Source organism: Leptolyngbya sp. FACHB-8 (assembly GCF_014695575.1).
Classification (GTDB): Bacteria; Cyanobacteriota; Cyanobacteriia; order Elainellales; family Elainellaceae; genus Vacuolonema.
The window spans coordinates 1-11,618 of the sequence record NZ_JACJOO010000086.1 but is presented as its reverse complement, the minus strand read 5'-3'; the positions used below and the strand labels follow the sequence as shown (position 1 = coordinate 11,618).

The 11,618-nt window shown below is 46.0% G+C and carries 12 protein-coding genes and 3 pseudogenes; 1 reads left to right on the top strand and 14 read right to left on the bottom strand.

Translation table 11 applies throughout. The annotated features are described in order from the left end of the window. Window positions 1–177: 177 nt before the first annotated feature. A complete protein-coding gene (locus H6F91_RS24865) occupies window positions 178–588 on the top strand; it encodes a hypothetical protein (protein WP_190769882.1) in 411 nt (136 codons plus the stop codon). Window positions 589–1,450: 862 nt separating this feature from the next. Here H6F91_RS24865 and H6F91_RS24860 read toward each other — a convergent pair. From H6F91_RS24860 to H6F91_RS24800, 14 genes and pseudogenes are all read right to left on the bottom strand, one after another. After that, entirely contained in the window at window positions 1,451–1,723 is a 273-nt protein-coding gene (locus H6F91_RS24860; RefSeq protein ID WP_190769883.1) for a beta/gamma crystallin-related protein, read from the bottom strand. 555 nt (window positions 1,724–2,278) lie between these two features. Next, window positions 2,279–2,710: a hypothetical protein gene (locus H6F91_RS28075; RefSeq protein ID WP_242035970.1), complete on the bottom strand. Its 432-nt coding sequence runs from the start codon at window positions 2,708–2,710 to the stop codon at window positions 2,279–2,281. Between the two features lie 123 nt (window positions 2,711–2,833). Beyond that, window positions 2,834–3,181 carry a hypothetical protein gene (locus H6F91_RS28070; RefSeq protein WP_242035969.1) on the bottom strand — a complete coding sequence of 116 codons (348 nt, stop codon included), beginning with the start codon at window positions 3,179–3,181 and terminating at the stop codon, window positions 2,834–2,836. An 81-nt stretch (window positions 3,182–3,262) separates the two neighbouring features. After that, window positions 3,263–4,039 (bottom strand): alpha/beta hydrolase, encoded by a 777-nt coding sequence (locus tag H6F91_RS24850; protein WP_190789529.1) that lies wholly within the window; start codon window positions 4,037–4,039, stop codon window positions 3,263–3,265. 279 nt (window positions 4,040–4,318) lie between these two features. Beyond that, window positions 4,319–5,008, bottom strand: coding sequence for an ankyrin repeat domain-containing protein (locus H6F91_RS24845; RefSeq protein ID WP_190769885.1), 690 nt, complete (start codon window positions 5,006–5,008; stop codon window positions 4,319–4,321). Between the two features lie 249 nt (window positions 5,009–5,257). Then, a pseudogene (locus H6F91_RS24840) lies at window positions 5,258–5,638 on the bottom strand (DUF981 family protein); the annotation flags it as partial. Between the two features lie 174 nt (window positions 5,639–5,812). Continuing rightward, window positions 5,813–6,277, bottom strand: coding sequence for a lipocalin-like domain-containing protein (locus H6F91_RS24835; RefSeq protein ID WP_190769887.1), 465 nt, complete (start codon window positions 6,275–6,277; stop codon window positions 5,813–5,815). Between the two features lie 30 nt (window positions 6,278–6,307). Beyond that, window positions 6,308–7,171: a dioxygenase gene (locus H6F91_RS24830; RefSeq protein ID WP_190769888.1), complete on the bottom strand. Its 864-nt coding sequence runs from the start codon at window positions 7,169–7,171 to the stop codon at window positions 6,308–6,310. 302 nt (window positions 7,172–7,473) lie between these two features. Then, on the bottom strand, window positions 7,474–8,394 hold the full coding sequence (locus H6F91_RS28065) for an NAD(P)/FAD-dependent oxidoreductase (protein WP_190769889.1): 921 nt from the start codon (window positions 8,392–8,394) through the stop codon (window positions 7,474–7,476). Window positions 8,395–8,431: 37 nt separating this feature from the next. Further along, a pseudogene (locus H6F91_RS28400) lies at window positions 8,432–8,524 on the bottom strand (SDR family oxidoreductase); the annotation flags it as partial. Window positions 8,525–8,529: 5 nt separating this feature from the next. Next, window positions 8,530–9,213 (bottom strand): type 1 glutamine amidotransferase domain-containing protein, encoded by a 684-nt coding sequence (locus H6F91_RS24815; protein ID WP_190789528.1) that lies wholly within the window; start codon window positions 9,211–9,213, stop codon window positions 8,530–8,532. A 132-nt stretch (window positions 9,214–9,345) separates the two neighbouring features. After that, window positions 9,346–10,101: pseudogene (locus H6F91_RS24810) on the bottom strand (SDR family oxidoreductase). A gap of 157 nt (window positions 10,102–10,258) precedes the next feature. Beyond that, window positions 10,259–10,927, bottom strand: coding sequence for an NAD(P)H-dependent oxidoreductase (locus tag H6F91_RS24805; RefSeq protein WP_190769891.1), 669 nt, complete (start codon window positions 10,925–10,927; stop codon window positions 10,259–10,261). A 159-nt stretch (window positions 10,928–11,086) separates the two neighbouring features. Continuing rightward, window positions 11,087–11,485 carry an ester cyclase gene (locus H6F91_RS24800; protein ID WP_242035967.1) on the bottom strand — a complete coding sequence of 133 codons (399 nt, stop codon included), beginning with the start codon at window positions 11,483–11,485 and terminating at the stop codon, window positions 11,087–11,089. Between the last annotated feature and the right edge of the window lie 133 nt (window positions 11,486–11,618).

Here is an 11,618-nt window from a genome sequence, read left to right as displayed (position 1 = left end):
AGGCTAGGCTACTGAGAGGAGGTCGGGTGATATTCATCTTTTTGGGGACTGTTTGATTTCAACCCCCATTAGACCTCTTTTTTGCTGGGCTGAGATAATCTCACTTTTCTACCCAATCGAGCGCAAGCGATCGCAACCCAAATTATCGGTTAACTCAAAGGAGGATTTTACTTGTCAATGCTGAAACTTTTACATCTTGCTTTGGCGTTGATTGCGACATTCGGGATTGTCTCTGAAACAACCATTTGTCCTGCTCAGGCGATAGACAGCGATACAGCAAATCGCTCGATGAATTCGAGCCAAGTAATTGTAGCCTTTCTGATTGTAGGGGGCGGTGCTACCGTTATTGCCTATAGTGCAAAGCGAGGAAACTACCTACCAAAGATCAGCAACGGCTCTACCAGCTTACAGCAGACTGAACAAACAAACCCGCATTTACAAAGGAAACTACTGCGACTACTACATGATGATCGCAATACAGCTAATCGGCTCATTTCCTATACCCAAAAAACGCATCCGAATCGCTCATCAAACTGGGTGCTAGAGAAGGTCATTTATGATTTGGAGCGCGATCGCAACCGGCGTTAATGCCCATTGATTGCTTATTAGACTAATTGTACAGCGACAGATTAAATGACATTGGGTAGTACGCCAATCTAATGTGGAACTGATGGAGTAGAGAAGCTCATTACCCAGAAATCAGCGATGAAATGCCCGCTGTGTGGCCATAGCAAAGCCCATAAATACGGCAAGGTTCTAATGGCATCAGCGCTATCTTTGTCCTACTTGCCATCAAATCTTTTCTGAATCTTTTGATAGTCTTTACTACCGTCACCATATCAATTCTGAACAAATCTGCTAAGTGCTGTAAGCGCATAGTGAGGGCAGGAGTCTGCGTGGGATTAGCCGCACGACCAAACTGGCTTACAACAACGTTCTCAACATTGTTCGCACTGCCAGTTGAAAAGCACAATTGGTACACAACGGGGAGGTTAAAGGAGACGAAACCGAAGAAGTCAGTGTCAATGAAATGCGGCTATTCGTTTTAGAAAACAGAAGCAATGAGAAACTGGAGAACTGAAGATGAAGATTGTTAGCTTGGCTTGAGTCTTGCCTGCTCTAGTGGCTTGATCCTTGCTGCCTGTGTGGGTAAACATACGGATGCATTCATTGAGCGATTAGTCATAAATCTAGAAGGAAAGACCACCTGCAAGCAGCTCAATACGGATGATTAGGGTAAATACGAACGAGTCCTGCTTCCTGAAATCGAACATTACATTAGTAAGGACAAAACACGGCGATTAGGGCGTACTAACGGAACTTTGCGGCAATACCGATGCAGGCGGTAGCCAAGAATCACAAATATTTTTTAGGGAGGCTCGCCCTGTGAACCTCCCTAAAAACACTACGATCGATCCAATCGCAAAGCGTTATGTGCTACAACGTACCACTATTGAAATCTAACTTGAATCGAAGACACAATATCATTAAACCGTGAGTCTAAATCTCCAATAAATTGATACTCACCCGGTCCTACTATTAATCCGATGCCTGAAAAGTTTGCATCTGACCAAAGCACCCATTCACCATTTTCAACCTTGAATGATGAAATTTTGTCATTCATCAGACCGTTCGATAATTCCGCAAGATTTGCGATACTTGTTTCAAGAACTATGGAATTTCCACCAAAGTTTGCATCATCCCAGACTTGCATTCTAGCCATTGTTATTTTTCTCCTACAATCAATTTGATTTTGCAACGTTTAAGCTAATACACTTTTCGGACATTCTCTAGCCTCGGCTTTATTCAAGTTATGAAACTGTTCAACGACGGTAATTCTAGCTTTTCAAAATATGCTCCTGGCTTTTCTGGATGTCAGTAATTTCTGCCATTTGAAAGCGCTGAAGCTTACGCGTAGCCTAGATTACGCCGAGAATTATTTCAGTATTGAATGGCTGACAAGGTTTCTGAGAAAATGTTGTTTTCCCAAATTTTAGACGATGAACAGATTCAAGAATCTATAAATCAACGCTTTATTCAATTGGGGATTGAACAACTGATGTGAAGCAAACTAGATCTTGTAACTCAGTTGCAATTCTTTGTTTGCATGAATTTAATATAGAAAATCAGCTTTGGATTGTCGCCCACTCGTAGTTGGACTTTTCATACAACAAATTGATTGATTGCTAAATGCATCTCATAATGGTAATCCGGCTCCAACTTAAGTTGGCATCCAAATGCAACTAGTATTACAGTTGTAGATAAGTTAGATTGAGTATCAGTAGGTCGCAAATTCATAGCGGAGCAGGTAAATAAATGGCTGTGATGACTGGGAAATTTCGCTCAACTGCCTGAGAAAGGAATTCCAGCATTGTTTTGGAGCAACAAACAACAACCGGGTCATCGGATTTTTGCTCGTGGTTCGGATGCGACACTGGTTTTTGATTCTGTAACGGGTCTCAATTCCGAAACGGTCTTTGTAATGCTGATGCAGTTGATTGAGTGCGACTGTGACTCGATGAACGACATAGAGGGTGTAGTGGATGCCATGCTTCCCCTTGAAACCCTTGTGATAATTGCAGACAACCCGCATGTGACAGCAAATTGAACCATAGGTCGGACTGGTGAGGGTGTAGTGGGTCGCATAACGTTTATGTCCAACTAACAGTTGCCGAGTGCCCCCCGATTTCCCTCGGATCACTGCTGGCATCAGGAAGGGAATATTGAGAGCTTTGAACCAAGGCGTAGGCGAAGAAGGAAGTGGTTCCAACTTGGGCTTGAGAACGATAGATATAGGGGGCTTCGGCTTCACTGGCGCTGCCGTGGTACGGAATCAGGTGCAGGTCAATGGCAATACGATGTTTACCCTGGCACACCTTGGGGGAATGCGGCTTTGGAGCGCTTTATTGAGATCGTGCTCCACCCTCGTCATGTCGTCTGACTTATCGAGGTGATAGCGAATGCCGTTACCACTGGGTACTCCTTGGAGTCGTTGAGCCGTATGCTGAATGCTACTGTTGCGACTCGCGGTTCGGAGCAGGATCTCGAACAGGTCTTGGCAGGTATATCCCCCTTCCATTTCCAGCGGAATATGCTCCAACAAACAATCGAGGGTAGCCTCAAGGGTGGCTTCATCAGCCAAAACAGGAGCAGGTGATAATGAGGATGGGTAGGTCGTCATGGCTTGATTTTGATACTCTTAGCCTGACCCTACCCCTTTCTTGGAGAATTTGCGATCTACTGATTATATCCCTTTCACTCCTCACTTCGATGCCACCCCTTCTAAAAACCGCATCACAGCTCGATTGAATGGCTCAGGAAATTCCATCCAGCAATTATGCCCGCCACGTTCTAAGACTACCAACTCAGCTTTTGGAATCTTGGCAGCAAGTTCCTCTGAAAATTCTATAGGAATGAAAATATCATCTCCACCAATCAACACCAGGGTCGGAACTGAGATTTGGCTGATTTGCGATCGCGTGTCATGCTCCATAAGCGCAGCAACTTGTCCGGCAAAACCGTGAGTGGATAGCGGATGAGGATGAGCGATCGCACGATTGACTAAAGCCGTCACCCTTTCGTCATCTTCAAAAAATCTGTTTGTGTAACCCCACAAAAAGCCTTCTCGTATACGGGTTTCTAAAGATACATTTTCGTTAAGCATCCTCAACCAGGTCTGAACTAAATGTTTTGCTTTGGCGGGAAATTGGGCGGCAGTTGTGTTGAGTAGCAGACTTTTCACTATCTCTGGATATTTCAGCGCAATCCTCTGGGCAATCATGCCACCCATTGAAAAGCCCAAAATATGAGCGTTATCCACATTCAAAAACTTCAACAAAGCGACAGCATCATCCGCCATCATTTCCGTTGAGTAGTCCTCATTGGGAGCATCAGTTTGCCCAACACCGCGATTATCGAACACGACTACTTGATAGTTCTGAGAAAAAACAGAAACTTGATTGAACCATGTGCTGCAATCCATGCTCAATCCGTGAATCAAAACTATAGGCTCACCACTGCCGTGAACCTCATAGTACATCTCAATGTTGCCAATCCTGGTTCTGGGCATTCTGCATCTTTTCCATTGCAGCAACGACGTTCCTATTTTGCCTCATCAGCATCTCTGAATCGAGATTGAACGATCTTGAACAGAATTGCTGGTGATCACCTCTCACCAAACAATCTTCAAACTACGCCCTAACCGACCAACTAAACGAAGCAGTCGAACGACCAAGGTCAGCGGCTGCTAGTATTCTTTGCCACACCACGAGCATAAAACAGCAGTCCGCTGCACTGACTGGTAGCCTGCGCTGCTACATTAAAGTTCTCTTCGTTTTCTGCCTGTGGCTCTCCTTGGCAGTTCCTTTCGTACAAACTCGATCGCCTCCTCATCCACCGTTAAGGGTAACAAGTACTCGCAAACCTTTTCATACCCTTCATAAGCCGCAGCCACGAGCGGACTACTAAAGCCATCGGTCTCAATTTCCATGTTTGGATCTGCACTTGCTTCTATCAAAAATTGCACAACTCTTAAATCTCCAGTTCGAGCAGCAGCGATCAATGGTATGCCCCACTCAGTTTCGTAGTTTGGGTTGGCTCCAGCATCGATTAACAGTTGCAGGATTTGGAGATTTTTACTCCAAGTACCATAAGCTAAAGCATTAGATATGTTGTGAATATTAGCCTTCTCTGTTTCAAGCAACCAGGCTACAATGTTTTGCTTTCCAAGCCATGCCGCAGTTTCTAAAGCTTCAGTAATATAATAGGGTTTTGAGTTGCCATCACCATACTCAGTATCTCCGAAATGAGCCTGAAGCATAACTTCTAAGGTATCTTGTTGGTCAAACTCAATCGCTTCTTTCAATGTTCGTCTAAAGATGTAGTCATCTTCGTCATTATCAGCAAAGTCCCAACTAAAAACTTTATTAGCCAAGCTGGAACGAACACCATCAATTTTTCTTTGAATGACGGCTTTATAAAGCGGTGAACCTTCTAAATCTATGCCCATAAGTCAGCCTGTACTTTTGACTGCTTGACTAATCCAGAACTAAAGTATGCCCAGATTGGCACTCTAGGCAACCTTTCATACACAATCCTTGAGAAAAATCTAGCAGGCTAACGCACCCGCTTCACCTGCCGCAAACCACCTCACTAAGCCAATGAAAAGACTCGATACAGTCGGTGTGCAAGCGGCTTGTCATGCCGTTGTACCACGCGCAAATGAAACCGCTTCATCAACAGAACCCAAAGACATTGGTGTTAACCCTAAGTTGATGAAGCGAATGCCAATGAGAAGTGATACTAGACCTGTAAAAAATCCATAAATACTTAGGGTGGGCAGATCCCAACCCGTTGCCCGAGCTAGAGAAGTTCCAATAAATAGAATGCCAAACAGGACACTTGTTTCACCATAGGCAATATTGAAACTACCAATCACAGGCCAGGTAAACGTCATATGTAAGCCAGTGACTAACGCGACCCTTGCGGTATCTGCGAAGCAGCGCGCGCCAACCATACCAAAGCCTGGAACCCAGCGTTTCTGATTGGATTCATCAAGACCAAAGTACACATAGGTTGCTAGCAAAACAAGCCCAGCTACCAGATTCATGAGCATGGGCGTAATGTAGTCGATAAACATTTAGATCTCCTGCAAGTGTTTGATACCAGAAATATTCATGTTGTAGAAGTCTGAAAAACAGGTGTTGTGTTGTTCTCATTCTTTGTTTATCTGATTTAAAGCGCTGAAGTTTACTAATCTCATCTACAAGTAAGAGGCAGCTTTCATGTGTTTAAATCTGGGTTTAAGACGTAATCAAATGCGTTCCCACACCAACTCGAACACTATCTCCACACCATTGCTTAGGACTGGCGAAGTTCTCAGTGTTACCTGGTTTTCGTTTAGAGTAAAGGTGCGAACCAACGTTGTACTCACTCGATTCGGAATGGATGCAATTTCAATGTGATGAGTTACAGTGTTGCCACTCAAGGTATAAGTTCCTGCATAAGCATTGAATGTTGTGAATGCTTGAGCAAGTTCTTCAGCCGGTAGAGATTGCATCTCTGGGCTCAACGGCGATCGCACTTCCTGACTCAACGATGGGCGATCACTCCTAGAAAACATCACCATCATGTGACCATCTGATGTGTAAGTGATGTAGCCAACCGGATGAGTTCCATACACGTCTGGAGTCACCGTTCCATCAGCGTAAATGGCGACTGCAGAAATTAACTTCCAAATGCCAATTAGCAGATTGTTCTGGATTGATGGTGTAGACATAATGTGCAACCATTGCTTGATGATTCTCCGCTAGAGAGTAGCGGGTTTCAACACAAAATCAAACTCAGTCGTGTAAAACGGTTTACTTTGATTATGTGCCTTGAGTTCGTCTAGTGCTTCGTGCTTTTGCAATTGAACGATCGCCGATTGAACTGCAAAGGTTGTATCTGAATCCAGGTGAGGATCGCCAGCAATAAAAATTTGTGTTGTCAGCGAAGTATACTCCGGAGCACTGAGTTTAAAGTGGATGTGAGCCGCCCGCCAGGGATGCCGTCCCAAGAGTCGCAGCAATTCGCCAGATGGACCACTGGATGGCACTTTGTAACCTAATGGCACTACGGTTTCAAACATATACTTTCCACTCTTGTTCGTTTTGAAACGTCCGCGAAAATTCCCCAACGGCTGAGATGGATCTTGGATGTCATATAATCCTTTGGAGTTGGGTTGCCAAACATCAATCAGAGCATTGGCGATCGGTTGACCGTTCAAATTTAAAACCCTGCCTGACAGGAAAAGTGAGTCTCCTTCTGCATCAATACCCAGGCGATCGCCCATCTGCCGTTCTGGTGCATTCGGCACATACAAAGGTCCTTCTAAATTGCTTTCTGTACCGCGATGAGCATCGTGCAGCAATTCTACCAATTCTGAAATCCCTAGTAGATCCGTTAACAGATGGATCTCTCCAGTGGGAATCTCTTGAGTGTGATGACTTGCCTGGTTGAGAAAATTACGTCCCTGCTGCAATTCTGTTTCAGTCAGCTTTACCTCACGCACAAAGTCATGCAAATGTCGAACCAAGCTCGTGTAAATTTCATAGAGTCGCGGGTGAGATTTGCCGCGATCGCCATGATCAATGACGGCTTCAGTGATAGTGTCAAGTGTGATGTTCTGCACGATCAAACTCCTTTTTAGTTACGTGATTAATGATGGTTGTTTTACGGCGACTATCTTGACTTATAGTCTGTGTCCTAATCTAATTGGCTACAGCTATACCAGTGCAACTTTGTCTGCAAGTGTTGTCATCTCGCACTGCCAAGCGACTACTGCGCTACCAACCCACCACTACAAAGACTGCATCATTAGATCGCTCTGTAGACTTGATATGTAATTAACACACATGACTTTCCCTACTCTCTTGGTCTATGAAACTAGACCAGCCACGATGCTTGTTCTGATGAAGATTGAATTACGTTGATTTAGACGAAATCTTCCATAATCAGAGAGTGATTTAAGCCGCCAGCAGCAATGCTACCCTGAAAAACAGCAGCGGCGATCACTTGCATGGGTGAAGTGATGTCACCTGCCGCATAAACGCCTTTGACGCTAGTTTCGTTAAAAACATTGGTCGTCTTGATTAAATTGAATTCATTCAACTCACAGCCCAACTTTTCAGCTAGGTTTGAACGGAGTGTTTGCTTTGGTCGGATCAGTATTCCGCGACGCGCAATTTTCTCGTTTGTCTCAAAAACGATGTTCTCTAATTGTCCGTTATCGCCTTCGAGTCGGATGATTTTCTCTTCACGAACAAGGATTTTGTGCTTTTCCAACAGTGTCCTTTGATCAGCGGTTAGATCGGCTTTGCCGTTGGTGCAGAGGACTAAATCAGCACTCCAATTTCTCAGCAATGCCACCATTTCGATGCCCATTTCGCCATTCCCAATAATGGCAAGCGGCTCGTCGCGTACTTCCCAGGCATGGCAATAGGGACAATGAAACACGCTTTTGCCCCAGAAATCACCAAAGTTTTCGAGAGCTGGAAATTCATCCATTACCCCGAAAGCCAGCAAAATTTTGCGCGTTTTTTTAATCGTGCCATCCTCAAACACAACTTCAAATTGATTGCCGGATGGGTTGATTTCCTTGACCCCGATCGCTTGAAATTCAACGCTTTTATAAGGTTTGAGTTGGTCGCGCCCGATGCTCAAAAGTTCATGCGGACTGATGCCATCGCGGGTGAAAAAGCTGTGCGACTCGTGTGCGGGAGCGTTACGCGGATTCCCTTGGTCGCAGACTAACACGCGACGGCGACTTCTGCCTAAAACCAGTGCCGCACTGAGTCCAGCGGAACCGCCACCGACAATGATGCACTCGTACATCTCTTTGTTTTGGTTCATCATCTTTTTCTGTTCCCCAACGGGATAGACAGTCTCTTATATCTGTTTCGATTACTGCTGGTGCAACGACATTGATACGAATACCTGCTTTGGCATATTGGAGCGCAGCAGCTTTTGTTAAGCCTACTACCGCACAGATCAAACAGAGCGAAGCAACTTCAGCAACTCTTCCGCTGCGGGTTCCGAAGAGGCCGGATTCTGTCCGGTCACGAGCCTCCCGTCCACTTGGACATAGGGGACCCAGTTGGCGGTTTTACTGTAGATGCTACCCCGTTCCTTTAGCCGGTCTTCCAATAAGAAAGGCACGACCGCGGTCAAGTCCACCGCTTCTTCTTCTTCATTTGTGAACCCGGTTACGCGCTTGCCTTTGATTAGATACTCGCCGTCCTTTCCGCGCATATTGACCAACGCGACTGGCGCGTGACACACTGCACCGACTGGCTTATCGGACTTCACGAAGGCTTCGATCAGTGCGATGGATGTCGCGTTGTCGGGCATGTCCCACATCGGACCATGTCCGCCGGGGTAAAAAACTGCGTCGAAGTCGTCTGCGGACACGTCGGCTAGCTTTTTCGTGTTGGCAAGTTCAGTCTGTGCAGCGGTGTCTGTGCGGAAGCGCTCCGTTAATTCGGTCTGGAATTCGGGTAGATCGCTTTTCGGATCGAGCGGCGGCAGACCGCCCTTCGGTGAGACCACCGTGATCGCTGCTCCCGCATCCTTCAGCACGTAATAGGGAGCAGCAAACTCTTCCAGCCAGAAACCAGTTTTCTTTCCGGTATCGCCAAGTTGGTCATGAGACGTGAGAACAATGAGAATCTTCATAGCAAACTTCCTTCTTAAGAACTCAAACACAGCCCTTCTCGCTGCATAACGCCTGATTCGCCTTCAGTGTTGGTGTGAGAACATATCGGTGTCGATCGCTACTGGGTCGCAACGTTTCGCACTGCCGATCGACTACTGCGCTATAAACCCACCATCTACCATCAACGTTTCACCTGTTATGAACGATGCCATGTCAGATGATAAAAACAGGACTGCATTTGCAACTTCAAGCGGTGTTCCAACCCGTCCGATCGGGTGAAGTCCTGTTATGTAAGCTTTGGCTTCATCTTGCCCACCTGTAGCTGCTTCAAACATATCTGTTTCGATTGCTGCTGGTGCAACGACATTGATGCGAATACCCGCTTTGGCGTATTGGAGCGCAGCAGCTTTTGTTAAACCGATTACCGCGTGCTTACTCGCAGTGTAGAGGGGTACGCCAGGAAGTGCAATGACTCCATTCGCAGATGCCGTATTGACGATTGAACCACTTCCCTATTTCAACATCTGAGCAATTTCATGTTTCATCGACAACCAAACACCTTTAACATTGACGTTCATCATGCGATCGTATTCCGCTTCTGGTTGCTCAATCAGTGAGGGGTTTTCGCCGACAGCTCCTGCATTATTAAAGGCAATATCTAACCGACCAAAAACGCCAACCGCTTTATCAACCATTGCTTGAATATCGGCTTCTTTCGTGACATCTGCTTGCACAAAAATCGCCTCTCCGTCAGCTTCCTTGATCAATCGAACCGTTTCTTCACCTTCATCCATTCGACGACCTACCACCGCCACCTTTGCTTGTTGTTGAGCATAAGCGATCGCTGTAGCTCTACCAATGCCCGATGTTCCGCCAGTCACCAAAGTAACCTTGTCTTTCAGCATCATGATAGTTACCTCTTGTTGTGAATGGCTGTGTCACTTTGTCAAAAACTCAATGAGCAATACGTGTAGGAGCCAGCAATAAGAAGCGCCTCCTACAACCAGGATGAGTACGATCCTGGCTGTGTGCCCCATAAATCCAGTCCCGCCAGTTCCATGCCGATCAATACTGACCTACGGCGATCGGCAACTCACGTTCAATGGTTCGCAATCGTTGCGAAAAATCATTCAAGATACGTTGACGAACTGCATCTGTTTGGCGAACGGGGGCATAAACAATCTGCGGAGCAAGAACGTCAAAACCAACGAATTGCAGCATCCCTCGCTGAACTGGGCGCAGAATAGCATGGATATCACCGTTAAAACCGCCTGCAAGATAGTCCTCTTCTGTGCTACCTGTGGTCAACGAGAGCATTGCTTGCTTACCTCGAAATCTGCCTGTTTCATAAATATGTCCATTACTGTAAACACGCCCCATAACAAAGACGCGATCGACCCACCCCTTCAAAATTGCAGGGACACTGAACCACCACAAAGGGAATTGCCAAATCATCAGATCGCACCATTCCAGTTTTTGGATCTCAGCTTCAATTTCTGGAATGAATCCTCCAACTTCAATTGCATACACCTCTTCAAGTTGCTGCTTAAAGTAGTCAGGATCTTTGACAGACGTAAAGTTGCGGCGATCGGATGCAGGGTCAAATTCCATGGTATGGAGATCTGAATATTGAACATCATGCCCAGAGTCTTTGAACGTGTCAATTGCTGTCTGAAACATTGCTCCGTTAAAGCTTTTCGGCTCTGGGTGTGCAAGAACAATCAAAACTTTCATGTGAGTTGTTTCGTTTTCTAAGTTTCTAAACTTTTGCTAGGGCTGGATAATCCAGACAGCCTTTTTCACCACGGGTATAGAACGTGGCTGGGTCAGGCGAGTTGCGATCCTGGTTGCAAAATGGCGGGTTTAGGCATTGATATTTGCTGGCTTCTACACTTAGTCGCGATCGATTAGTGTGTTTGAAGGTAAGTTGGGATCGATCGCCTTACGCGCACTGTCAACGCCCACGACGGGAAGTGTACCCGGATCGAGCAAGCCGACTTGAACCAATACACTTGCCTGATCCCAGTAAATGTGTTCGTGGGCTATTTTGCCGTCACGGAACTGGACGATCGCTACTACTGGCACTTCCACCCGTTTCCCGGTTGGAGCGACGCCGGGTAATATCCATTCCATCCAAACAGTATGAGTGAACTTAGCCACCATTTCATCGACGAGTTGATCCGTTCCGATCGTGCGCGAGATGGGGGTCAACTCCATGTCTGGCGGCATCTGTGGAATGAGGTATTTGGAATAAAACTCGCGCAGTGCTGGTTTCCCGACTCCCCCAATCATTACCGGGATGTGGTTAACGTCTAGGTACAGGACAAAAATTGAAGGACGTGGAAAAACTCATCGATGAATAACTCCAGATTCAGTAGGATTTGACGCAGGTGGTCGAAACCATAGCGAAAGATACTCTTGGCTT